Below are 24996 nucleotides of genomic sequence, written 5' to 3' on the forward strand. Positions count from 1 at the left end.
TGTCACATTATCGTCAATATATACGTGCTAATTGGAGGGAGCCTAAGTTCCTTTCCTCTAAATGAAGAAATTGGATCTATTTTCGCTTCGTTTTCATTTACTAGCACATCCCACGTTGCTTCTTTCGGAAGTTGCACCGTTTTAGCTTCTAAACCGCTATTAAATAAAACGACAATCTCTTTCCACGGCCCAAATGATTTTACATTTTGCAGGTGGTATGCAAGTACTTCTGTAGATGTTTGTAAAAAAGTCATATGTTTTTTTATAAGGTCTGCGTTTTGTAATCGGAATGCCCCATGCTCTTTACGAATCGCAATTAAACCTTTTATATAGTTAACGGTCTCTATCTCTTTCTCTTTTTGATCCCAATCTAATTGATTGATCTCATCATTTGCATTATAACTATTTTCATTTCCTTTCTTCGTACGATAAAACTCTTGTCCTGCATGTAAGAAAGGAATGCCTTGTGAAAGAATAACCATTGCGCTCGCTAGCAGGTGACGTTTTTTCAAAATCGCTTCTGATTCTTCATTACTGCGCACTAGTTTATCCCACATCGTCATATTATCATGACATTCTACATAATTAATGCTTTGCGCCGGCTCTAGAAACAGCCCTGTTTCTTTCATACTTAAAAGACTTCCTGCTGCAATATACTGCAAATGATTACAGTCTACAGACCCACCAAATGCAAAACCACGTTTGTTTATATGAAATGTACTCCCTTTTATCCCATCACGAAATTGATCATTAAACTGCGCGATATGTGGCATTTTCTTCGCATTATTTAACGTTGCTTTTTCCTCAAGAGGAAGCGGTGTTTGTAAATCCCATCCTTCTCCTAATAGCAAAGCATCTCGTTTTATGTTTCGCACTTCTTTTTCTATCATATTCATTGTATCAACATCTAAAATTCCCATTAAGTCGAATCGGAATCCATCGACATTGTATTCAGTAAGCCAATATAAAATAGACTCTACAATGAATTTCCTCATCATTTTCCGTTCAGACGCTATATCATTTCCGACTCCCGTCCCATTAGAAGGCATACCATCTTCACCATGACGAAAATAGTATCCTGGAACAAGCTTTTCAAATGATGATAGCTCTCTTTCATAAACATGATTATATACAACATCTATGATCACCCTAATACCTTGTTCATGAAATGTTTCAATTAGTTGTTTGCACTCAACTATCCTGTTATACGGATCAGAGGGATTTGTAGCATAAAATCCTGTTGGTGCATTGTAATATAATGGATTATACCCCCAATTATAGGCGGACGAAGGATTCGCCTCATCTACACCACCGAAACAATATAAAGGTAATAGTTCAACATGTGTAACACCTAAATCTTTTATATGAGACAACCCTGTTAACGTCCCATTTCGCCCTGTTGTCCCTTCTTCCATTAGCCCTTTATATGTTCCTTTTTTACTCACTCCACTGCCCTGATGAATAGTGGCATCACGAATATGCAGTTCATACAGTATGGCATCTGTCATTGCGTGTAATGGTGGTAATTGCTCTCGTCTTGTTACATTCGTTTTTTCTAAATCGATAACAACACCGTGTTTTCCGTTTACCGTCACCGACTTTGCATAAGGATCCACAGCTTCGTTCCATATTAAATTAATACAAACAAGAAATGTATAGCGTGCTCCGTCTAAATCACCTTGTAATGTTTGAATCCAAACTCCGTTTTCTTCTCTGTACATTTCATGATCGGTATATTCTTTATCACTCTTATAAATTCTTACTTTCGCAAGCCTTGCGGTTGGAGCCCATACTTTAAATGTCGTTTCTTCTTTTTGATACACAGCACCTAAATCTGTACCTTCGTAATAATACTTTTCATCGAAAATTGTTGTTCGAATAACAGCACCTATTTGTAAATCCGTTTCTTCATTCCGTTCATCTCGTACTGTATAATACTTACCCACATCTAGCGGCTCTTCTATAAAGCACTCATACTTCGTTGCATCTGGAAGCGCAATAGTATGAGCAATCGGTAAATCTTTCACATTACTTCCTTCTTGCAAACGAAATGTCCGACTTGTTCCATACGCATGTGGGAGCAAAATTGTAATTTTATTCATTTCATCTAAATAGGCATCAAATGGACGTTTTACTTTCAACATAAAAAAATCACCATCATTCTCAAAGTTAAAATAAAGTGAAACTTTAATGAGCGAGATAAAATGAGCTGCAAATGATAAGGCTTTTCTTATCAACAAGACTCTATACAGTAACTCCATTCTTCTCTATAGTATATTCACCTGCATAAAAAACGTTTTCACCATTCTATTTTTGTAATTTTATTTCAGCAATCGATTTATACTTCGGGGTTTCTTTCACGTGGGATTCGTATAAAGTAATTGTATCTGCTTGAAATGATATTTCAGGTACTTCTTTTATACTTTCTAAATGAAACTTTTCTTCTCCTATCCATTTACGAGCAACAGTAATATGTGGATGATATGGGCGTGTTTCTAGAGAAAAACCATTTTCTTCACAAATGGCATGTACTTGCTTTTGCAACTGAAACAAATCGTGATTCTCACTTACCTTCGCCCAAAAAATACGGGGCTGATCTTCTCTACCAAACGTTGAAAAACCTTGTAACGTGAACGATAGTTCTTTTGTTTTTGTAAGTGTTTGTAATCCATTCTTTATCCCTTTTAACTGTTCTTCTGTCGCACCTCCTAAAAAGGAAAGGGTAATATGATAATCTTCCTTATGTACCCACGAGCGAAATCGTAATTCCTCATTCGTATCCTCTTTATAGTTAGACAGCACTTCTTTTATATGATTTGGTAACGTAATTGCGACAAAATAATGCCTATCCATGTACACCGTCTCCTTCTTTCTATTGTTGCTTTTCTTTCTTATCTCATTCAATTAAAAAGAAGCCGCCCTCTAAAGTAGAGAGCGGTCATTATTCATATATCGGCGATTAAAGTTTCACTTTACTTCGCTAGTTCATGAATTGCTTGCGCATAAATTGCTGTTGCTTTTAATAAGTCTTCAATTTCAATGTACTCATCTTTTTGATGCGCAAGTTCTTCTTTTCCAGGGAATAGCGGTCCAAATGCCACACCAGCTTTTAATGAGCGAGCATAAGTACCTCCGCCGATTGCTAATAGTTCTGCTTTTTCACCTGTTTGTTCCTCATATACACGTTGCAACGTACGAATTAATACGTGGTCTTTATCAACGTGATGCGGGCGTGAATTAGAATAGTCAGCTACTTCAAATGCATGCGTACCAACATACTCTTTCAACTTCGCAATTGTTTCTTCAAAGTTAGTTGTAACCGGGTAACGTACGTTTAGACCTAAGTTACCACCATTTTCTTTCGTATAAGAAAGGCGACCGACATTCACTGTTAACGGACCGCTAATTTCATCTTTATAAGCAATAGTAGCTTTTTCACCAAAAATATCACCAGTAAATGTTTCTGTTGCAAATGTCGCAAATGCAGTTGCTTTTCCATCAAGTGAAACTGTAGTTAAGAAGTTTGCTAATAATAAACCTGCATTTTCTCCTTTTTCAGGAGTAGATCCGTGCGCTGAAATTCCTTTTATTTGCAATGTCACTGTATTTCCTTCTATAGTCGATTTCCCTATTTTTTTAGCAGTTTGTAAATATTCTTCATATGCTACTGTAAGTGCATTTACATCTTCTCCTGTAATAACCACTTCTGCAAAATCAGGAACCATATTTAAACGGCGCCCTGAATCAAATGAAACAAGTTCATATGTACCTTTTTTCTCTTCACTTCCATTTTGCACAACTTGTATATCAGAAATTCCTTTTTCTGCATTAATAATTGGAAAGTCTGCATCTGGTGCAAAACCGATTGTTGGCATTTCTTCGTTTTTAAAGTAGTGATCTACACATTTCCAATTGCTTTCCTCATCTGTTCCTATAATCATACGAACACGTTTTGAAAGAGGTAAGCCTAATTCTTTCACAATTTTCATCGCATAATATGCTGCCATCGTTGGGCCTTTATCGTCAATTGCACCACGTGCAAAAATCTTTCCATCGCGAATATCCGCACTATATGCGGGAGTCGTCCAGCCATCTCCTTCTGGTACAACATCAACGTGACAAAGAATACCTACTAATTCTTCTCCTTGTCCCATTTCAAGATGACCTGCGTATCCTTCTAAATTTTTAGAAGCAAAACCTTCAGCTTCTCCTTTATATAACATGAAAGATAGCGCTTTTTCTACACCTTCACCGAATGGTGCGCCCTCTTTCGCCGATTCTTCTTCCCATACACTTTTAATTTGTAAAAATTGTTGTGTATCACGAATTAAATCATCTTTTCGTTTTGCCACTTCTTCTGTCCAATTAATCGCTGACATCACGCATCCATCCTTCACTATATTATCTCTTTCATCATAGCAAACCGAAATCCCTTATGCCATACACGAAAAATAAATACCGAACAATTGTAATATTTCAGACATTTCTTATTAGTTTTTCTTTTGTTTTTTCAAAAAATTTTGCAGGAATTTGGCGTTTTACGTAGAATTTTATGTGTTAGTTGACTGACCATATATACAATGTCAACTACCAATATTTTTCTATATGAATTTTTGTTAAACTTTTGTAAAATTTAAGTAGATTAAAGCATGAATTTTATCATGTAGAGTACAATGGTAGTAACGACCTTCTTTCCTGAATGGGGTCAAAAAAACTAGTAGAGGAGTGGTTTTCTCTTGAAACCTACAACTACTCGTATGCTAACACGCATTAAATCAATTTATATGTACATCAATGAAAACGGAACGGTAACGACGAAAGACCTTGTAGATGAGTTCGGGATCACACCGCGAACGATACAACGTGATCTAAATGTGTTGCAGTTTAATGAACTCGTGTATAGCCCTTGCCGCGGTAAGTGGACAACAACAGGAAAGAAAGTGAGAATGACCTCATAACGAAAAATAATTGTATGTAAATAAATACATACCCCTTTCTAACTATTAGAAAGGGGTCTTTTCTGCGCCTATAAAAGTACTACTTTTCAGTATCTACTTGATATGTTTTTAACATTTCTACTTCTTCATCTGTTAGCTCTCGGTATTGTCCAAGTTCTAGTTCTTCATCTAATACTAACGGACCCATCTCTGTTCTCTTTAGATAGACTACTTTTTTCCCTACCGCTTCAAACATACGCTTCACTTGATGGAATTTCCCTTCTGTAATCACAAGCTCAATTTCGGAAATATCATCGCTTTTCAATATTGTAAGCGCACCTGGCTTTGTTTCATAGCCATCGTCTAAGATAACACCTTTAGCAAACTCTTTTACATCCTCTTCTGTTACTACTCCTGCAACGTGTGCATAATATTTTTTCGGCACATGCTTTTTCGGAGATAATAATTGATGTGATAACTTCCCATCATTTGTTATCAATAAGAAACCTTCCGTATCGATATCAAGTCGTCCAACTGGGAACGGATCAAAGATTGCATCTTCTAATTCTAATAAATCTATTACTGTTTCATGGTTATCATCTTCCGTCGCTGAAATAACACCTTGTGGTTTATGCATCATTAAGTAAACAAACTCTTTGTATTCCACAACTTCACCGTGAATCATAACTTCTTGCTCTTCTACATTTACATGAACTTTCGCATCTTTTACTGGCGTTCCATCAATTTTCACAACGCCATCCTTCAATAATTTCTTTACTTCTTTTCTACTTCCATATCCCATATTCGCTAATAATTTATCTAATCTCACGCTTTTCACCTTCTTTATTTATCATAGAAAAGGGGACGTAATTACGCCCCTCTTGATTTCAACTTTATTTTAAATCTACTACCAAGTTTACGTTGAATTTTATCTAATGCTTCTCCGCCAAATACTCTTTCAAGTACTCCTGTGCGAATTGCTAACAATCCGTAAACAAGACCACCAATACCTGCACAAATCGCAACTGTTATAAGAGCACCAATACGGCCATCAGGCGAAATCATGAAGGATAGAAGCCATTGTGATAGTTTTACAGCAACGACCATTATAAGTGTCAGTACTGCAATTTGGAATGTTCTTTTATATACAACACCGAATGAATAGTGTGCGTATTTTTTAATTTGTCGATTTGTATACCAAACAGAAGCTAAGAAACCAACTGCGGTCGCTAGAATTGCTCCTACTGTACCGAAATAACGAATAAAGATTACGTTACATACAAATTTCAAAATAACACCCATAACAAGCGCGACAATCGCATGCTTTTGCTGATTAATCCCTTGAAGAATTGCCGCTGTTACAGTAAATAAAGCAAATAACAATGCAACTGGTGCATACCACATTAATACTTGTCCACCTAATGGATCTGAGTCATAGAAAGCAGTGTAAATTGGATATGCAAGTGTTGAAATACCGATAACTGCTGGCAATGTTAAAAACATATTTGCCTGGAATGTTTGTGTAATTTGTAATTTCAAATAGCGGTATTGTTTTTCAGTAAATGATTTTGTAATTGCTGGTACAAGCGTTAAACTAAACGCTGTTGCAAGTGATACAGGAATCATAATTAACTTATGCGTCCACATTGTGAAAATACCAAGCGCTCGCTCTGCGATATCCCCTTGACCAATCGCCTGCATAATTGAGTTAAATGTCAATGTATCAATTTGTTGATATAAAGGAATTGTTAACCCAATTACAACGTAAGGAATCGCATATGCGAATAACTCTTTAAACAATTGAACAGTACTTACTGTTGATTCTGGTACAGTTTGTTCAATTAAATATTGATCCAAATATTTTTTACGTTTTAACCAGTACCAAATTAACACACCGAGTGCTCCAACCGCTGAAACGAACGCAGCAAATGTTGCTACTCCAACTGCTGTTGCAACTGTACCGCCAAGTACTTTAATAACGATAAAACTACCTGCTAATAAAAAGACGATACGAATAATTTGTTCAATAATTTGTGAAACGGTAGTTGGTCCCATAGACTGGTGACCTTGGAAATAACCACGAATTAAACTCGCTGCTGGTACAACAATAAGTGCGAAACTTACAAGACGAATAATCGTCGTAACTTCTCCTACATTATTGTGTATACTTTGTTTACCAAGCATCGCTTCTGCAAACAACGGTGCCGTCATGTACAGTACTAGGAACGAAAGAATTCCTGTTACTATCATCATAACCATTCCCGAGCGGAACATTCTCCGGCTCGTTTTATAATCGCCAAGCGCATTATATTTGGAAACAAATTTTGAAACAGCAAGCGGCACACCTGCCGTTGCGATACTTAAAAAGATCGTATATGGAATGTATCCATATGTATAGAGCGTTCCGCCTTCTGTGCCTACTAATGCATGAAACGGAAAGACGTAAATCATGCCTAAGAACTTTACTAAAAATGTCCCTAGCGTAACAATAAGCGTTCCGCGCAGAAATTTCGAATCGGACATACAAAAATCCTCCTACATCTACATAAAGTGAAACTATAATTAGTTGGAGACTTCTCTCCTACTCCTTATTAGTTGAACCATTCGAGCATTTACAGGCTAACAGACTCCCTATTTACTTCTCCTAAATCTTGAGGTTTTAGTCTTATCGCCTACAAATAGCAGGATAGTGCTGAACTCTAACTTTTGTATTGTACCACAATTCTCTCATTAAGCAGTACTTCACTCTATTTTTCTTTTAAGGGAAAACATGCTATTCTTTTAGGCAGGAAATGTAGAAAATGAGGTCGATATATTATGCATTATGATGTTATTGTCATCGGCGGCGGTCCTTCTGGGCTAATGGCTGCAATTGGTGCTGCAGAAGAAGGCGCAAATGTCTTGCTTCTTGATAAAGGAAATAAACTCGGGCGTAAACTTGCAATTTCTGGTGGCGGGCGCTGTAACGTAACGAACCGTCTACCACTTGATGAAATTGTTAAACATATACCAGGAAACGGTCGCTTCTTATACAGCGCTTTTTCTATTTTTAATAATGAAGATATTATTACATTCTTCGAAAATCTTGGTGTTAAATTGAAAGAAGAAGACCACGGTCGCATGTTCCCCGTGTCAAACAAAGCGCAATCTGTTGTAGACGCACTTTTAATACGATTAAAAAACTTAGGTGTAAAAATCCGTACAAATACGCCTGTTGAAACGATTGAATATGAAAATGGTCAAACGAAAGCAGTTGTACTGCAAACAGGCGAAGTGTTAGAAACAAATCACGTCGTTATCGCTGTTGGCGGAAAATCCGTTCCTCAAACTGGTTCCACTGGAGACGGATACGCTTGGGCTGAAAAAGCAGGTCATACAATTACAGAATTATTCCCAACAGAAGTACCTATTCTTTCAAACGAGCCGTTTATACGTGATCGCTCATTACAAGGTCTTGCTTTACGTGATATAAACTTAAGCGTATTAAACCCGAAAGGAAAAGCTATCATTTCTCACAAAATGGACATGCTCTTCACTCATTTCGGCCTATCTGGTCCTGCTGCTCTTCGCTGTAGTCAATTCGTCGTGAAAGCACTGAAAAAGTTTAAAACGAATACAATACAAATGAGTATTGATGCATTGCCAGAGGAAAATAGTGAACAACTATTTCAGCGCATGCTGAAACAAATGAAAGAAGATCCGAAAAAAGGAATTAAAAACGTTTTAAAAGGTTATGTCCCTGAACGTTACTTCCTATTCTTATTGGAAAAAAATGAAATTGACGGTAGTGAACAAGCTGGACAAGTTTCTCACGAAAAGATTCGTGCACTTGCAAAAGACTTTAAAGAGTTTACTGTAAATGTAAATGGTACGCAGTCAATTGAAAAAGCATTCGTTACTGGCGGAGGTGTATCCGTGAAAGAAATTAATCCGAAAGAAATGTCTTCTAAATTCACGAACGGCTTATATTTCTGCGGAGAAGTTCTTGATATCCACGGTTATACTGGTGGCTATAATATTACATCAGCCCTTGTTACTGGTAGAATTGCTGGAACGACAGCTGGAGAAAACGCGAAAATGCAATATTAAAAAAGAAACAGGGATTCCTGTTTCTTTTTTATAGGTACATGAAATTATTATCGGTGATTCCACAGATATATCAGCGATTCTGTAATTATATCCGCGATTCCCCAAATTTATCAGCGATTCTACAACTTATATCGGCGATTTCTCAAATATATCGACTTACCGACAAGAAGCGACAAATATCTGCTCCATGTAACTTTCCATTGCTTTTTTGTTGCTTTATTTACCTTAGTACCTTTATATTTTATATTGTTGAATATTTAAAAAAGGGTAAGGGGAAAACAAATGAGAAAAAAAGTCATGATGTCTTTAATGTTAATGACGTTTCTTTCTGCGGTAGAAGGAACGATTGTTAGTACAGCAATCCCTCGTATAACGAGTGATTTGTCAGGCGTCGAACTTGTTAGTTGGGTATATGCAATTTATATGCTTGCAACAGCTGTTTCGACTCCAATATACGGAAAGCTCGCTGATTTATTCGGTCGTAAAAAGGTTTTACTAATCGGGGCTACAATCTTTTTAGTCGGTTCTGCACTTTGCGGAGTCGTTACATCGATGGAACAATTAATTTTCTTCCGCGCGCTTCAAGGTATCGGTGCTGGTGCTGTTATGCCAATCACAATGACGATTATTGGAGACTTATATAGCGAAGCGAAAGACCGCGCGAAAGCACAAGGTTGGATGAGTGCCGTTTGGGGTGTATCCGGTGTTATCGGACCGTTAGTAGGTGGATTTTTAGTTGATTCTCTTTCTTGGCGTTATATTTTCTTCTTAAACGTCCCATTCGGAATTATCGCTTGCTTAATGATTGTAATTTACTACAAAGAATCTATTAAACCTGCTAAACATCATATCGATTATCTTGGTGCAACAGTCTTCTCATTAAGTACAATCGCTCTACTATATGCATTATTAACAGGTAGCAGTAAGCAAAACTGGGGAGACATGACAATTATCGGCCTATTAATCTTTGCCGCTATTTCATTCATTATTTTCTTGTTCATCGAGAAAAAATCTCCGGAACCATTAATTCCTTTAACACTTTTCTCTAACCGTACATTATCTACGATAAATATATTAACTCTTATTGCTGGCGCAATGATTATTAGTATTACAATGTACCTTCCAATTTGGAGCCAAGGTGTATTAGGGAAAAATGCTACAGAAGCTGGACTTATTTTAATGCCAATCCCTGTTATGTGGACATTTGGCGCTATTTTCTCTGGTAACTTAGTAGGCAAATTAAAAACGAAACAAATCATTTTACTTGGGGCTAGCATTTTATCAGTCGCTACCTTCTTATTATTTACACTATCAACCAATTCACCATCGTTCCTTATTTATGTAGCAGTCGGATTATTCGGCTTAGGCATGGGGCTTGTGACACCAATTTACATGGTAACAATTCAAGCAGCCGTACCAGCTCATACACGCGGAACAGCTGTTGGTTTAAACACATTTATTAATACATTTAGTCAAACGTTAGGTGCTGCAATATTCGGTACAATCTTCAATACGATGATTCACGCACGTGGTATTAAAAATCTTGATCTTGTATCTGGTGGACATGGCGGTACTACAGCAAACGTAGTAACCGAATCGCAATCCGCATTAGCATCAAGCGTACACGTCATTTATATGAGCACTTTCGTATTAGCAGTATTTACATTAATTATCGCTTGGCTTTTATTAAAGCCAGCTACACAAACAAGTGAGCAACAATAAAAAGGATGACCATTTTGGTCACCCTTTTTTTATTCTTCATTCTCCACAATATGTTTCAGCATGGATAATTTATTATCCCAAAAACGTTCATAATACGAGAGCCACTGTTGTAATTCTTCTAATGGTTCTGGATGCAAACGATATATCTTCTCTCTTCCGCTTTTTCTTCCACTTACTAAATTCGCTTCCGAAAGAATATGAAGGTGCTTTACAACCGCAGTACGACTCATCGGGAAATGATCCGTTATTTTGGAAATCGGTAACTCTTTGTCACTTAATAACCGTATTACTTCTCGGCGGGTTGGATCAGCAATTGCTTGAAATACATCATATTTCGCTGCTGACGAGGACACTTAGCCTTCGACAACCTTTTTCAGTTTTTCATTTACAATCGCTACCCAACCACCGCTCATTCTATCGCGAATAATAGAACTCTTCGCATTTGCTTTCGGAAGAATTTCATCAGGATGTTTCCAGCCGCCGTGAATTAACGTAAATTCTGTTTTGTTATCTCCTAAGTCTTTCAAATTAAATGAAACAATCCAGCCATCTGTATCCCATGAGAAAGATAAATGGTTTGGCTCATCAATTTCTAACACTTTACATGGTGATGGCCCAAATGGTGATTGCACATGAAATTCATGTCCTACCTCTAATACAAAATCATTTGGCATAAACCATGACGCGATCCCTTCTGCAGTTGATACTACATTCCATACCTTTTGAATAGACGCGTTAAAAACGATTGTTTGTTTAATATCATTTAATGTATTTTGTTGTTCCATTTTCATTCTCCTTTACTCGGCGTTATAACATAACACCTTTTGGTTACACTTTGATAATATAACACCTTTTAGTTTCATGTCAACGCTAATTCTTTTACTGTTGAGAAATTCTCAACATTTTTTCAACAGGACAAACACCCTCTTAGCATTTCCTCATAATATACTCACAAAGGCAATACAAAATAAAAACTTCTCTCAACATGAAACTCCATCATTCATATTGAAAGAAGCGCCTTACTTATATCATGCGTACTTCGTCTCTCCTCCTTCCCTCAGGGACAATACGCGAGATATGACAAATCAGAAGGAATATGCCCACCATTTGAGTAGGTAGTTATTTCTCTTCTCCTCAACATTTCCTTAGGAGCGAAATGACTACCAACTCACTTTTTTCAAACAAAATAAAAAGGGGTTGAACGCTATGTTCTATTGCATTAACTGCTCTGATATTCACCATGAAAAACATCCAAATGATAAAGTATTCAAAAATGGTTTTTATATTGATCCATTTTTAGGTGATCGTTATCACCTTGGTATGTGTAAAGATGCCCAAAATCACGAAACAGGGGAGCCTCTTTTAACGACCAAGCAATTAGGCGCAACCCAATCTATTATGAACGTATTACCGACACATGTTGTCCCAACATAAAGCATAAAAAAGAGCTGGCTCACCCAGCTCTTTTTTATGCTTTATAAACGATCATTGCTGAAAAACAATAAATTTGGTTTTCATCGTCGTTAATGGAAACACCAACTTGATATTTAATATCTACAAAGTTGCTATCATCAATCTTTTTCAAAAAAACATTTACAGCATCTTCTAAGTCTTTTTCGTGACTTTCATCAAACACTTTCACACGAATCATGTTAACACCGTCCTAGATCGCAGCCCTCCGCCGCTTGATTATTGCCACGGTGCGTATCTATGATGCGATAAAACTTTCCATTCTCATATATATATCCGTCTTCTAACACATATTCTTTATCTTCAGTATAGACATAAAACTTACCTATCATAAATTTACTCGTATATAATTCCAAATAATTTGGTCTAAATTTAGCTACAACTTTATTTGTAATATCAATTTTTATTGTGCGCCCCACCTTCTCTCCCTCCTTTGCAAAGAACGGATTTAGGTATATTGTATTAGCGCTTTTACATTTTATGCTTAAAAATAAGTGGATATGCCTTCTTTCTTCACCTGTACTATTTTTCTAAAAAAATCACTATAAATAAAATCCCCAAAAAAACATAAAAAAAGCACTTTACATTATTGACTCGAATATAAATATTATGTTATTATATAAAATTTGACATTTTTGCATACGTGTGCTATCATTAAAAGTGGTTACCACATATGGAGGTGGATGATTTGTTTCAAATTGGTGATAAAATCGTTTATCCAATGCACGGTGCAGGAATCATCGAAGCAATTGAAGAGAAAGAAATATTAGGTACTTCACGTCAATATTGTGTGATACGCATCATTAGTAAAGATATGCAAGTAATGCTTCCGATGGATCAATTAAAAAAATCAGGTATTCGTTATATCGTTGATCGAGGTACGTTAGATGATATACTTCTTGAATTTCAAAACGGGGAGGCAGACCCATCACTCTCATGGAAACAAAGATATACAATGAATATGGAAAAAATGAAAAATGGCAATTTACAAGATAGCGCAGAAGTGGTTCGGGATTTACTTCGCCGTAATAAAGAGAGAGCATTAAATGCGAGCGAAAAACAAATGCTAGATAATGCACGAAAGATGATGATCAGCGAAGTCGCGCTCGTACAAAATGTTACTGAACATCAAGCAACAGAATTTCTTCAAGATACAATTAATCATTAAATTTTAAATAGCCAAACGCTATTTTTTTTGTAAAAAAAGGACAAAGAGATAAACTCTTTGTCCTTTTCATATTACCCACGCCCAGCTTGAAACGATGGGTATAAAGTCATTCCACCATCTGCAAATAACGTAATTCCAGTTACGTAACTCGCCTCTGATGAAGCAAGCCAAGTTGCTACTGCTGCAATTTCTTCAGGTTTTCCAATATAGCCCATCGGTATCATACTTTCTACGTCAGCACGTTTTTTAGGATCAGCAAATTTTTCTGCATTGATCGGCGTATTAATTGCACCTGGCCCAATATTATTTACTCGAATACCTTTTGGCGCATATTCTAGCGCTAACGTTTCTGTCATCAGTTTAATACCGCCTTTACTTGCTGCATAGTGCACAAATAGTGGCCACGGAATTTTCTCATGAACACTAGACATATTAATGACAGACCCTTTAATATCATGTTCTACAAAATATTTAATCGCTTCACGACTTCCTAAAAAAGCACCTGTTAAATTTGTATTAATTACCCTATTCCAATCTTCAAGCGGCATTTCATGCGACGGTACCGCGTTTTCTATCCCTGCATTATTAATCATAACGTCAAGCGTACCAAACTCTTTCACAGCAGATTGAATGAGATTCGCCACATCTGATTCGACCGTTACATCACCTTTTACAGCAATCGCTTCTCCGCCTACCTTTTTAATTTCTTCTAACACATCATTCGCTTCTGATTCTCGTGAGCGATAATTAATAACCACTTTCGCTTTTTCCTTAGCAAACCTCACTCCCATCGCTCTTCCGAGACCAGTTGCTGATCCTGTAATAACGACAACTTTCCCTGCTAAATCACTATACATTTCCATACCTCCTTTAACTTTTGGCTATACCTAACATAATTCCGGCTGCGATAATAAAAACGATACCGACAACGATACCCGTTAATTGGCGTTTCGTTTTCTTTTCACCTAATATAAGGATCCCACCAAGCGTGGAAATAATAATTCCCATTTGCGATAGCGAGAAACTTGTTGCGACTCCAACACGCGGCTGCGAAATGAATAAAAACATATTTCCAGCTGCCCAAATTAATCCTGGAATAATATTTCGAATTGCATATTTATTAAATGGATGATGCTTAAAGGTAAGCAAAATCCCACCTAACACCATACCAACTGCTTGTGGCAACAAAGCCGACCAACCATCTACGTTAAATAACCTAATCACTACTACGTAAACTAAATAACCGACTGTTGAAATTAATAAAATTACGATACCTCTTTTAAAGTTTGCTGCTTGCTCTGCATTCTTTTCTTCTTCACTTTGAAGCGATGTTAAAATAACACCGATAATAATACAAACGAGCGCTAAAATCCCAAGGACGACCGATATTGTCGTGGACCATTCATGAAATACGATAACACCAAATAAAGTCGTCGCGACTAATTGAAGTCCTGTTGAAATTGGCATCGTCCTCGAAACACCCATTAAATCAATACTTTTCAATTGATTCGCCTGACCAAGCGCCCAAAATAAACCTGACACAACTCCAACTCCGATAACGGTAGGTGTTAATACTGGCTTCATAAAAATATAAACAACAATTGAGAAAATAAGTGCTCCAAACGTTGTTCCGAGCGTTTGACTATACGGTCCCCCGCCCAGTTTTACGTTAAATAGCACAATACTTCCCCAAAATATAGCTGGTAAAATTGCTAAAAATATATCCATCACTCATTACCTTTCTTTACTAAATGCCATAGGTTATCACTCTAAGTCATTAGAGTGAGCTTTTATTTTTTCTTTTTCCCGTTCACAAACTTTTTCTGCAATAGCGTCAGAAACCTTCTTTTCTCGCTCCACTTTCTTTATCTTTACGTGATCTAAATGATCTTCCAAAGTAAGCGTAACTTTATCGTTCGGCGGATTATGCGCTCCTTGAAATGTAAGAAATTGTAGCTTCACTTCATACCTAGGAACAAATTCATCTTTCTTGCCGAGACGCTTTATATTTATAACTGAAACACATTCATATTGATCTTCTGTCACTTGTCTAATAACTGAATAGTACCTATTTGATAATGCACTCTCTAAAAGCTGTTCTCTTGATTCTTTCGCGAGAGAATCACTTGGAGAAGAGAAAAAGGCCGCACATAGCATTATGATAACTACACATATTTTTTTCATAGTTCCCTCCTTGTTCTATAGATTAGTGTTCTCAAAACTGCCATAAAAAAACGACTTTCCCTATGTAGGAAAGTCGTTTTAATGAATCCAATATTAACCACCGCTCACTGGTGGTATAAGTGCAACAACATCACCATCTTGGACCCTGTCATCTTCATTTGCGTATTCTTCATTAATCGCAACCATAATTGGCTCTGAAACTGGTACATTATATTCTTTCGCAACAACATCTTTTAACTGTGCAACCGTAATATTTTCTTTCTCTATTCGTAATTCACTTGTCCCTGCTTCTTCTTGCAGGTGCGCAAATAACAATACTCGAATCATGCTTATAGCTCCTTCCCAGGCTCTCCCGCCGGATATGGTGTTTTTTCTAATTGATCACCAATCCATGAGTCACCATCTTCCCAAAACTCCTTTTTCCAAATCGGAACAATTTGTTTTATGCGTTCCATAATATATTCGTTCGCTTCATAAGCCGCTTTACGGTGTGGTGTTGAAACAGCAACAACAACCGCTATATCAGAAATTTGCAACGTACCGATGCGATGTGTAATCGCAACATATGTACCTGGCCATTTCTCTTTCACTTCCAGACCAATTTTCTCTAGCATCTTTTCTGCCATCGTCTTATAAGCAACATACTCTAAGTATAATGTACGACGGCCTTTCGTAAACTCTCTAACCGTTCCAATAAATGTTGTAACAGCACCGCATTCACGTCGAATTACTTTCTTCGTTACCTCTTCAATCGAGATCTCTGTATCAATTACTTCATAATATATATTTGTCATTTCGCACTCCTAACCGTTTGTAAAAACCAGTCTATGTACAACTCTTCTTCTGTTATATGAAATACTTTATATTCTTCTCGTATATTTGCCGGGGCATCATACCACGTAATAATCGCTACTATATTTTCTACTTTATGTAAAAGCTCAACGTCTTCCGCAGAACGAAGTAACACTACTTTTGGATAGTTCTCTTTTTTATAACCCTCTATTAAAATTGTATCCACTTCAAAAAACTCATATAAGCGAATAATTTCTTGCAAGGACCATTTCTTTCTTAGTGAAGAAAGTGCAAGCAATCCAGCACCTTCTACACCACTTACGATAGCACCAGCTTTACGGTGTCGTTCGCTATCTTTTTGCGCTACTTCCGGAAAACCTCCGTGCCCGTGATGTTTAATTGTAGCAACTTTCATTTCACTTTCAGCTAACACATGCACAATTTTCTCTACAAGTGTCGTTTTTCCGCTGTTTTGATACCCTACTATTTGTAAGATTGAAGGGGCTTTGCCCATGGCCAATCACATCCCTCAGAGTGCTCTAACAACAATACAGATACTTTCATCCCTGCTTCAAATCCTCTCGTTCCTCCAGGCAATACAATAAAAGCATTCGCATCGGCAAGTGAAGAGACCGCACTCGATTTATCTAAACCGACCGGCATCGCTTGTAATACCCCTTCCGCGATTGTTACCTTTGCTCTTACAAAACGAGTGAACGGATTTGGTTTCGGAAAATCTTTTTGTAAAATAGCATCTGCTATATATATGTGAGGTTCTTTCACATACAAATATGTCTTTATAACCGGATGCACAAATAGCTCAAAGCCTACGTAGCAAGCTGATGGATTCCCTGATAAGCCGAAAAGTAACTTTCCATCAACTTCAGCTACTGTCGTTACACTTCCTGGTCTCATCGCTATTTTATTAAAGAGTACATTCGCCTGTAATCTTTCATAAATAGCTGGTAAGTAGTCATAATCTCCTACTGATACACCGCCTGTTGTAATTAAAATGTCGACCTCATCCATCGCTGATTGAACAGCTGTAAAACATGCATCTAACTCATCCGCGAGTTGACCATAATAACGAACTTTCCCGCCAGCTTTCATAATTTGAGCTGCGATCATATACGAGTTACTATTTCTAATTTTCCCTGGTTCTAACAGCTCATGTACTTCTAATAATTCACTTCCTGTCGTTACAATACCGACAACAGGCTGTTTTACAACTTTTACAGTGCTATATCCAAACGTTGCTAGTAATGCCGCAACACCTGGATTAATTGCAACGCCTTTCTTAACGAGAACTTGATTTTGTTTTATATCTTCCCCTTTAAATGACACATTGTCACCACTATTAAACGGACGCTTTACCTTCATATATGTTTTTCCGTTCTTCTCAAAACCCTCCGTCAGCTCTAGCATTACGACTGCATTACAACCCTCTGGAATAGCTGCTCCCGTCATAATACGAACCGCTTTAAAAGGCGCTACTTCATCTAAAAAAACAGATCCTGCCCCGATTTCCCCTATTACTTCAAACTCAATCGCATTCTCTTGATTCGCTTCTTCCGTATCTTCTGCTCGAATTGCGAAACCATCGTAAGGAGACCGATCAAAATGAGGAACGTCATGATCAGAGACAACATCCTCCCCAAGAATTCTCCCATAACTTTCCGTAATAGAAACCTCTTCTACTTCACCATTCTTCGCATATTCCATTACTCTCTCTACTGCCTCAGCAACTTGAATCGGAATTCGTTTTTCTATCATCGTTTCTCACCTCATATTTGCAATTTTTTTTATCTCGATTAAACTTTATATATTAAATAGAAATTACTTCAAGGAGGAATTCCATGTCTTCATTCACACACTTTAATGACCAAGGACGCGCAAAGATGGTTGATATAAGTGACAAAAAAGCAACCGTTCGAACAGCAATTGCGTGCTCTAGCATTGTCGTTACAAAAGAAATTTACGATAAAATCTCTCACAATGAAATTGGGAAAGGTGACGTACTAGCAGTTGCGCAAATCGCAGGCATTATGGCTGCGAAACGAACTTCTGATATTATCCCAATGTGCCATCCTTTATTATTAAAAGGTGTTGACGTTTCTTTTGATTGGAAACAATCAGAAGAACAATATCGTTTACTCATTGAAGTAAAGGTTAAAACAGAAGGTAGCACCGGTGTTGAAATGGAAGCTTTAACAGCTGCTTCCGCTACCGCTCTTACTGTGTATGATATGTGTAAAGCTGTCGATAAAGGTATGATTATCGGCGAAACGTACTTACTTGAAAAAACAGGTGGAAAAAGTGGAGATTATACGAGAAATTCATAATCCTCTCTCCGTTGAACCTAAAGGATTTTCTTTAGGTTCAACCTATATATCTTGCATATAAACTTTTCGCTACATTCATATCATTCGTCCCATGAATAAACGCCCTGCCATCTGTAAATAAAACAAAACGATATTCTTCTACCGGAAATGATAATAAATAAGGTGTCGCCTTTATCTCTACACTTCTTTGTAAGCGCTTTTTAATTTCTTCTAAATTAAAATTCTTCCGCACACCTGGGCGAATTTGTACTGTATTTCGCCCACATAACACTTCTGTTTTTGTTTGTGCTTCAAATGTTAAACTCGGATATGTACGTAACCTTCCGCAAGATAAACAAGTATCTTTTTTCTGCCTATTCACTTTAAATGCCATCTGTTGATTATTCCAAAGATCAAACGATAACATCGTTTCACGAAGCGCCCCAAAGTCTTCTACTAATATTTTCAGCGCTTCCGTAATTTGATGCGCAACTACTAATTGTACTGCCGGTTGTATAATACCTGCTGTGTCACATGTTGCTCCGCTCGCCGGATGCTCCATTAAACAGCGAAAACACGGTGTTTTTCCTGGTAAAATTGTATACGTTACTCCGTAACTCCCGACGCAACCACCATATATCCACGGAATATTATACTTTTGTGAAATATCATTAATGAGAAGACGCGTTTCAAAATTATCTGTCGCATCTAATATTAAATCTACATCATTCACTAGCTCTTCCATTTCTTGCACTGTTACATCAGTCACAACCGGATTTATTTTCACCTCAGAATTAATCGCTTGTAAATGCTCTGCCGCTGCTACCGCCTTTGGTTTGTATTGCTTTGCATCTTCTTCTGTATATAATTGTTGTCTTTGTAAATTACTCCATTCTACATAATCACGATCCGCAATTGTTATTTTGCCAACACCTGCTCTAACAATTGCTTCTGCATTCGCTGCACCGAGAGCACCAGCGCCGATAATAAGCACATGCTTCTCTCTAATTTTTCTCTGTCCTTCTTCTCCAACACCAGAAAATAATATTTGTCTTGAATATCGCTCCTGCATACGATAGCCCCCTTTCTTATCCTCCTATATAAGACATTTCAATTTTCGGACGATTCTTTGCACTTTCTTCTGTCCGTTCATCCGAATACCTGTCTTTTCTATGCATCCATACATTTTGTATAACGCTTACTAACTCATCATCTGAAAGATTTCCTCTAAGAAGTTCCCTTACATCCAATCCTTCTGTCGCAAATAAGCAAGTATAAAACTTTCCATCTGCCGAAATTCTTGCTCTCGTACAAGAGGAACAAAATGACTCTGAAACGGAAGTAATAAAACCGACTTCGACATTTGTTCCAACGTAACGATATCGCTTCGCAACTTCACCGAAATAATGCGCTTCAGCTGGCTCAAGTGGATACACGCTATGAATCATTTCAATTAATTCTTGCTTTGTAACGACTTGGTCAAAGTTCCATCCATTTGTACTACCAACATCCATAAACTCAATAAACCTAAGTGTGATTCCTTGCTCTTTAAAATAAGCAGCCATCGGAAGTACTTGATGGTCATTCATCCCTTTTTTCACAACCATATTTACCTTTACATCAAGCCCGGCCTCTTTTGCAGCCATAATTCCCTTTATAACAGGTTTCGTATTGATATTCCGGCCATTAATGTCCTTAAATACATCGTCATCTATTGCATCTAAACTAACATTTACTCTATGTAATCCAGCTTCTTTTAATGCTTTTGCTTGTTTCGTTAAATGAATTGCATTTGTCGTTAACCCTATATCTACTAACCCTTCAATTTTTACGAGACGTGCAATAAGTTTTGTTAAATCTTTACGCAGCAGTGGCTCGCCACCAGTAAGTCTAATTTTTCGTACACCGATGCTAACAAATAGTTTTGCCAAACGTTCAATTTCATCAAACGTCAATAAAAACTCATCTTTCAAAAAAGCATAATCTGGCCCAAAAACTTCCGCTGGCATACAATATGTGCATCTAAAATTGCAACGATCAATGACAGATATACGCAAATCTTGAAGTGGGCGTCCAAAAAAATCTGTAACCATCTCCTGCATCGCCACCCTCCCTTTCTGCCAAATTTCTCTCTTTTCATTCTATTATAATATATTTTCGAACTGCGATGTTTTTGCTCAAGTGAATAAAGTGAAACTTTAATCAGTGGGGGGTTTTGTTCATCCCCCACTGATTATTAGCCCTCACCAATCGGGCTTTTACAGGCAGCTCGAGGGATAAAGTGAAACTTTAAATAATTAAAGGGTATCCACTCCCCATGGTTAACGAGGTTTACTTCCAGATACAAGGATAAAAAAACCTTGAAACATAAAAGTTTCAAGGTTTTCTGCTTATTAACTTAATCTAATAATAGTTAGAGTAGCCCCTGGCGTCGCTGTAGATAATGTAGCCAACGCAATTACTCCAAATAATTGTAAGCTAACTGCAGCTCCAGCAGGCAAGTTAGCGATTATTGTTGCACTAAATGAACCTGCAGCCACTGCCGGGGAGTTTATCGTTCCCGCAAGCGGACTGCCATTTACAGTTATACGGGAACTTACAAGTAATCCTGCCGTTAAATTAATTGTATAGGCTATATAATAGTTTCCTGCATTCGCAACTGTAAATACAGTATTTCCACCACTAACGGTTATTCCTGGTCCAATATTTTGATTGTTTGGTAACGGAATATTCGTGCCACCTAACAAAACAGAAATAACACTTCCTGATGTATTATTCGCAAACGCATACGTTGCAGTTGTACTGACTCCAGTCGCTCCAGTGGCTCCAGCTCCGGTTGGACCTTGGATTCCTTGAGGACCTGTATCTCCAGTTGGACCTTGGGAACCGGTTGCTCCTGTAGCCCCCGTTGGACCTTGGATTCCTTGCGGGCCTTGAATTCCTTGGGGACCTGTCGCTCCGGTTGCTCCTGTAGCTCCCGTTGGACCTTGAATTCCTTGCGGGCCTTGAATTCCTTGTGGGCCTTGAATTCCTTGGGGACCTGTCGCTCCCGTTGCTCCTGTAGCTCCCGCTGGACCTTGAATTCCTTGCGGGCCTTGAATTCCTTGTGGGCCTTGAATTCCTTGGGGACCTGTAGCTCCCGTTGCTCCTGTAGCTCCCGTTGGACCTTGAATTCCTTGCGGGCCTTGAATTCCTTGTGGGCCTTGTGGGCCGGTCGGACCTATGTCACCTTGCGGACCTTGGATTCCCTGTGGGCCTTGTGCTCCTGTTGCCCCCGTCGCTCCTTGAATTCCTTGAGGACCTTGTGGACCTTGAATTCCTTGTGGGCCGGTTGGACCTATGTCGCCTTGTGGGCCTTGAATTCCTTGGGGACCTTGTGCTCCGGTTGCCCCCGTTACTCCTTGGATTCCTTGCGGACCTTGAATACCCTGTGGACCGGTTGGACCTATCTCTCCTTGAATACCTTGGATTCCTTGCGGACCCTGTAAACCCGTCACTCCGGTTGCTCCCGTTTCTCCTGTCGCACCTGTCACTCCAGTTGAGCCTGTCGCCCCGGTATCTCCTGTTACTCCTGTCGCACCTGTTGCTCCTGTCGGGCCAGGTGGTCCACCTGATGGACCTGTCACTCCCGTCGCACCTGATGGCCCCGTTGGGCCGGTCGGTCCTGCTGGTCCTCCTGACGGGCCAGTCACCCCTGTTGGACCGGTTACTCCTGTTGGACCGGTCGGTCCTTCTCCCGTCGCTCCGGTTGCTCCCGTATCTCCTGTTGCTCCCGTCGGACCTTGTATCCCTTGAATTCCTTGTGGTCCTTGCACTCCTTGTGCTCCCGTTGCTCCTTGTATTCCTTGAATTCCTTGCACTCCTTGTGCGCCCATCGGACCTGTTGAACCAATCGCCCCTTGTACACCTTGCACTCCTTGGGGCCCCTCTGGACCTGTTGCTCCTATTTCCCCTTGTATCCCTTGAATTCCAGTTGCTCCTTGTGCTCCAGTTGCTCCCGTTATCCCTTGCACACCTTGTATTCCCTGTATTCCTTGTGGACCTTGTGGGCCTGTTGCTCCTACCGGTCCTTGAATGCCTTGTATCCCCTGAGGACCCTCTGGACCCGTTGCTCCAACTGGCCCTTGAACACCTTGTATTCCTTGCGGGCCCTGAAGTCCCTCTGGGCCTTCTGGACCTGTTGGACCTATCTCTCCTTGTATCCCTTGGATTCCAGTTGGACCTTGTGGCCCAGTCGGACCTATGTCACCTTGCGGACCTTGGATTCCCTGTGGGCCTTGTGCTCCTGTTCCCCCTGTCGCTCCTTGGATTCCTTGAGAACCTTGTGGGCCTTGAATTCCTTGTGGGCCGGTTGGACCTATGTCGCCTTGTGGGCCTTGAATCCCTTGCGGACCTTGATCTCCAGTGGCCCCCGTTACTCCTTGAATTCCTTGAGGACCTTGAACACCTTGGGGACCCGTCGGACCTATCTCTCCCTGCACTCCTTGGATTCCTTGCGGACCTTGTAAACCCGTCACTCCGGTTGCTCCCGTTTCTCCTGTCGCTCCTGTCACTCCAGTTGAGCCTGTCGCCCCAGTATCTCCTGTTACTCCTGTCGCCCCGGTTGCTCCTGTCGGGCCAGGTGGTCCACCAGATGGACCTGTTACTCCCGCCGGACCTGATGGCCCCGTTGGGCCGGTCGGTCCTGCTGGTCCTCCAGATGGGCCTGTTACCCCTGTTGGACCTGTTACTCCTGTTGGGCCTGTAGTGCCTTCCCCTGTGGCCCCAGTTGCTCCCGTATCTCCTGTTGCCCCCGTCGGACCTTGGATTCCTTGAATTCCTTGTGGACCTTGCACTCCTTGTGCGCCCGTCGCTCCTTGAATGCCTTGTACTCCTTGCACTCCTTGGGGACCCATCGGACCTGTTGGACCAATCCCCCCTTGAGCACCTTGCACTCCTTGGGGACCCTCTGGACCCGTTGCTCCTATTTCCCCTTGTATCCCTTGAATTCCAGTTGCTCCTTGTACTCCTGTTGCTCCCGTTATCCCTTGCACACCTTGAATTCCCTGAATTCCTTGTGGACCTTCTGGACCCGTTGCTCCTACCGGTCCTTGAATGCCTTGTATCCCTTGTTGCCCCTCTGGACCCGTTGCTCCAGCTGGCCCTGGTACTCCTTGTATTCCTTGCGGGCCCTGAAGTCCCTCTGGGCCTTCTGGACCTGTTGGTCCTATATCACCCATTGGACCCTGTATCCCTTGAACTCCTTGTGGTCCTGTTGCTCCTGATGGCCCTGGTACTCCTTGTATTCCTTGTGGACCTTGATCTCCTGTTGCTCCTGTGGCCCCTTGAGGACCTATAGCCCCCTGTATACCTTGTGGACCTTGATCTCCTGTTGCTCCCGTTATCCCTTGAATACCCTGAACCCCTTGGATTCCTTGTTCACCAGTTACTCCCGTCGGACCAGGAATACCTTGAATTCCTTGCGGACCTTCTGGACCTGTTGGGCCAATTGGCCCTTGGATTCCTTGAATTCCTTGTAGCCCCTGCGCACCTGTTGCTCCTGTACTTCCCGTCGGACCAGGAATCCCCTGACCTGTTGCTCCAGTATTTCCAGTTGCACCTGTTGCTCCAGTCGCGCCTGTACTTCCACTCGGTCCACCACCCGGCCCTGTCGCACCAGTTGGCCCTGTCGGACCAGGAGGTCCTCCAGATGGTCCAGTTATCCCTGTTGGACCTGTTATTCCAGTCGGGCCAGTTATCCCCTGACCTGTTGCTCCCGTTGATCCCGTACTTCCACTTGGTCCTTGTGACCCTTGTATTCCTTGGACTCCTTGAATTCCTTGAGGACCAGTTACTCCCGGTATCCCTTGTATTCCTTGGATTCCTTGAGTTCCCTCAGGTCCAGTAGCTCCAATCGGCCCTTGTAATCCCTGTACTCCCTGTATCCCTTGCGCTCCTGTCGCTCCTGTCGGACCAATCGGACCTTGTATTCCTTGCACACCTTGTAAACCTGTCGCTCCCGTTTCCCCTTGTGGCCCCCTTAATCCTTGTGGTCCCTGCTGCCCTTCTGGTCCAGTTGCACCTATTGGTCCAACTGGACCTTGAATCCCTTGCACACCTTGAGGTCCAGTCGGACCCATCTCTCCCATTGGACCTTGAAATCCTCTCGGTCCTTGCGGTCCAGTCGGACCTTGTGGACCTGTTGGACCAGTAATCCCTATACCCGTAAATCCAGTTGGAACAGGAGGAAAAGTAGGACCAATAAGTTCTGGTGGGATTCTAAAATTAGATTGTTGTTTCCCTTTATTATCACGATTCTTCACACTTTCACCAC

General features: G+C 40.0%; 25 protein-coding genes. 6 read left to right on the forward strand and 19 right to left on the reverse strand.

Features of this window, described 5'->3' with window-relative positions:
* Positions 1 to 2: 2 nt before the first annotated feature.
* The 3 genes from pulA to pepV form a co-directional block, all read right to left on the reverse strand.
* Positions 3 to 2144 carry a type I pullulanase gene (gene pulA / locus MHI26_RS24115; RefSeq protein ID WP_061667156.1) on the reverse strand — a complete coding sequence of 714 codons (2142 nt, stop codon included), beginning with the start codon at positions 2142 to 2144 and terminating at the stop codon, positions 3 to 5.
* Positions 2145 to 2307: 163 nt separating this feature from the next.
* Positions 2308 to 2853 carry an RNA 2',3'-cyclic phosphodiesterase gene (gene thpR / locus MHI26_RS24120; RefSeq protein WP_061667155.1) on the reverse strand — a complete coding sequence of 182 codons (546 nt, stop codon included), beginning with the start codon at positions 2851 to 2853 and terminating at the stop codon, positions 2308 to 2310.
* A 119-nt stretch (positions 2854 to 2972) separates the two neighbouring features.
* Positions 2973 to 4379, reverse strand: coding sequence for a dipeptidase PepV (gene pepV, locus MHI26_RS24125; RefSeq protein ID WP_061667154.1), 1407 nt, complete (start codon positions 4377 to 4379; stop codon positions 2973 to 2975).
* A 357-nt stretch (positions 4380 to 4736) separates the two neighbouring features.
* On the opposite strand from pepV, the gene MHI26_RS24130 reads away from it, so the two are divergent.
* Complete coding sequence (locus MHI26_RS24130; RefSeq protein ID WP_000805512.1) at positions 4737 to 4958, forward strand: DeoR family transcriptional regulator; 222 nt, start codon at positions 4737 to 4739, stop codon at positions 4956 to 4958.
* A 79-nt stretch (positions 4959 to 5037) separates the two neighbouring features.
* Here MHI26_RS24130 and MHI26_RS24135 read toward each other — a convergent pair whose 3' ends face one another.
* Entirely contained in the window at positions 5038 to 5766 is a 729-nt protein-coding gene (locus MHI26_RS24135; RefSeq protein WP_001234947.1) for a pseudouridine synthase, read from the reverse strand.
* Positions 5767 to 5807: 41 nt separating this feature from the next.
* Positions 5808 to 7460 (reverse strand): putative polysaccharide biosynthesis protein, encoded by a 1653-nt coding sequence (locus MHI26_RS24140; RefSeq protein ID WP_061667153.1) that lies wholly within the window; start codon positions 7458 to 7460, stop codon positions 5808 to 5810.
* 294 nt (positions 7461 to 7754) lie between these two features.
* On the opposite strand from MHI26_RS24140, the gene MHI26_RS24145 reads away from it, so the two are divergent.
* Together MHI26_RS24145 and MHI26_RS24150 are read left to right on the forward strand one after the other, a co-directional pair.
* A complete protein-coding gene (locus MHI26_RS24145; RefSeq protein ID WP_061667152.1) occupies positions 7755 to 9026 on the forward strand; it encodes a BaiN/RdsA family NAD(P)/FAD-dependent oxidoreductase in 1272 nt (423 codons plus the stop codon).
* Between the two features lie 282 nt (positions 9027 to 9308).
* Positions 9309 to 10748, forward strand: coding sequence for an MDR family MFS transporter (locus tag MHI26_RS24150; protein ID WP_001228031.1), 1440 nt, complete (start codon positions 9309 to 9311; stop codon positions 10746 to 10748).
* Between the two features lie 29 nt (positions 10749 to 10777).
* On the opposite strand, the gene MHI26_RS24155 is transcribed toward MHI26_RS24150, so the two are convergent.
* Positions 10778 to 11101 carry an ArsR/SmtB family transcription factor gene (locus tag MHI26_RS24155; RefSeq protein ID WP_000098837.1) on the reverse strand — a complete coding sequence of 108 codons (324 nt, stop codon included), beginning with the start codon at positions 11099 to 11101 and terminating at the stop codon, positions 10778 to 10780.
* Positions 11102 to 11533 (reverse strand): SRPBCC family protein, encoded by a 432-nt coding sequence (locus MHI26_RS24160; RefSeq protein WP_000437760.1) that lies wholly within the window; start codon positions 11531 to 11533, stop codon positions 11102 to 11104.
* Positions 11534 to 11954: 421 nt separating this feature from the next.
* On the opposite strand from MHI26_RS24160, the gene MHI26_RS24165 reads away from it, so the two are divergent.
* A complete protein-coding gene (locus MHI26_RS24165) occupies positions 11955 to 12182 on the forward strand; it encodes a DUF3973 domain-containing protein (protein WP_000498991.1) in 228 nt (75 codons plus the stop codon).
* Positions 12183 to 12216: 34 nt separating this feature from the next.
* On the opposite strand, the gene MHI26_RS24170 is transcribed toward MHI26_RS24165, so the two are convergent.
* Together MHI26_RS24170 and MHI26_RS24175 are read right to left on the reverse strand one after the other, a co-directional pair.
* Entirely contained in the window at positions 12217 to 12399 is a 183-nt protein-coding gene (locus MHI26_RS24170) for a sporulation protein Cse60 (protein WP_000621751.1), read from the reverse strand.
* Between the two features lies 1 nt (position 12400).
* Complete coding sequence (locus MHI26_RS24175) at positions 12401 to 12637, reverse strand: DUF2553 family protein (RefSeq protein WP_000533803.1); 237 nt, start codon at positions 12635 to 12637, stop codon at positions 12401 to 12403.
* 254 nt (positions 12638 to 12891) lie between these two features.
* Between MHI26_RS24175 and MHI26_RS24180 the strand changes: the two genes are divergently transcribed.
* Positions 12892 to 13386: a CarD family transcriptional regulator gene (locus MHI26_RS24180; RefSeq protein WP_000451440.1), complete on the forward strand. Its 495-nt coding sequence runs from the start codon at positions 12892 to 12894 to the stop codon at positions 13384 to 13386.
* Positions 13387 to 13457: 71 nt separating this feature from the next.
* On the opposite strand, the gene MHI26_RS24185 is transcribed toward MHI26_RS24180, so the two are convergent.
* The 7 genes from MHI26_RS24185 to MHI26_RS24215 all read right to left on the reverse strand — a co-directional run bounded on the left by MHI26_RS24185 (position 13458) and on the right by MHI26_RS24215 (position 18135).
* Complete coding sequence (locus tag MHI26_RS24185; protein WP_061667151.1) at positions 13458 to 14243, reverse strand: glucose 1-dehydrogenase; 786 nt, start codon at positions 14241 to 14243, stop codon at positions 13458 to 13460.
* A gap of 13 nt (positions 14244 to 14256) precedes the next feature.
* Complete coding sequence (glcU, locus tag MHI26_RS24190) at positions 14257 to 15114, reverse strand: glucose uptake protein GlcU (RefSeq protein ID WP_000350861.1); 858 nt, start codon at positions 15112 to 15114, stop codon at positions 14257 to 14259.
* Between the two features lie 36 nt (positions 15115 to 15150).
* On the reverse strand, positions 15151 to 15570 hold the full coding sequence (locus MHI26_RS24195; protein WP_061667150.1) for a DUF3888 domain-containing protein: 420 nt from the start codon (positions 15568 to 15570) through the stop codon (positions 15151 to 15153).
* Positions 15571 to 15663: 93 nt separating this feature from the next.
* Positions 15664 to 15897: a molybdopterin converting factor subunit 1 gene (moaD, locus tag MHI26_RS24200; protein ID WP_000621782.1), complete on the reverse strand. Its 234-nt coding sequence runs from the start codon at positions 15895 to 15897 to the stop codon at positions 15664 to 15666.
* 2 nt (positions 15898 to 15899) lie between these two features.
* Entirely contained in the window at positions 15900 to 16364 is a 465-nt protein-coding gene (gene moaE, locus MHI26_RS24205; protein WP_061667149.1) for a molybdopterin synthase catalytic subunit MoaE, read from the reverse strand.
* Positions 16361 to 16876: a molybdopterin-guanine dinucleotide biosynthesis protein B gene (mobB, locus tag MHI26_RS24210; protein WP_000513627.1), complete on the reverse strand. Its 516-nt coding sequence runs from the start codon at positions 16874 to 16876 to the stop codon at positions 16361 to 16363. The genes moaE and mobB overlap by 4 nt, the downstream gene beginning before the upstream one ends.
* Positions 16846 to 18135 (reverse strand): molybdopterin molybdotransferase MoeA, encoded by a 1290-nt coding sequence (locus MHI26_RS24215; RefSeq protein WP_061667148.1) that lies wholly within the window; start codon positions 18133 to 18135, stop codon positions 16846 to 16848. Before MHI26_RS24215 ends, mobB begins: the two co-directional genes overlap by 31 nt.
* A gap of 83 nt (positions 18136 to 18218) precedes the next feature.
* Here MHI26_RS24215 and moaC point away from each other — a divergent pair, with 83 nt between their 5' ends.
* Entirely contained in the window at positions 18219 to 18704 is a 486-nt protein-coding gene (gene moaC / locus MHI26_RS24220) for a cyclic pyranopterin monophosphate synthase MoaC (protein ID WP_000094146.1), read from the forward strand.
* Positions 18705 to 18741: 37 nt separating this feature from the next.
* On the opposite strand, the gene MHI26_RS24225 is transcribed toward moaC, so the two are convergent.
* The 3 genes from MHI26_RS24225 to MHI26_RS24235 form a co-directional block, all read right to left on the reverse strand.
* On the reverse strand, positions 18742 to 19755 hold the full coding sequence (locus tag MHI26_RS24225) for a molybdopterin-synthase adenylyltransferase MoeB (RefSeq protein ID WP_001158091.1): 1014 nt from the start codon (positions 19753 to 19755) through the stop codon (positions 18742 to 18744).
* A gap of 16 nt (positions 19756 to 19771) precedes the next feature.
* The gene (moaA, locus tag MHI26_RS24230; RefSeq protein ID WP_001157139.1) at positions 19772 to 20785 is read right to left on the reverse strand and encodes a GTP 3',8-cyclase MoaA; all 1014 of its coding nucleotides are present in this window, start codon (positions 20783 to 20785) and stop codon (positions 19772 to 19774) included.
* Between the two features lie 291 nt (positions 20786 to 21076).
* The gene (locus MHI26_RS24235) at positions 21077 to 24985 is read right to left on the reverse strand and encodes a BclA-related collagen-like exosporium protein (RefSeq protein ID WP_061667147.1); all 3909 of its coding nucleotides are present in this window, start codon (positions 24983 to 24985) and stop codon (positions 21077 to 21079) included.
* Positions 24986 to 24996: the final 11 nt, after the last annotated feature.

The organism is Bacillus sp. FSL K6-1218, from assembly GCF_038006445.1.
In the GTDB taxonomy this organism is placed as follows: domain Bacteria; phylum Bacillota; class Bacilli; order Bacillales; family Bacillaceae_G; genus Bacillus_A; species Bacillus_A thuringiensis_S.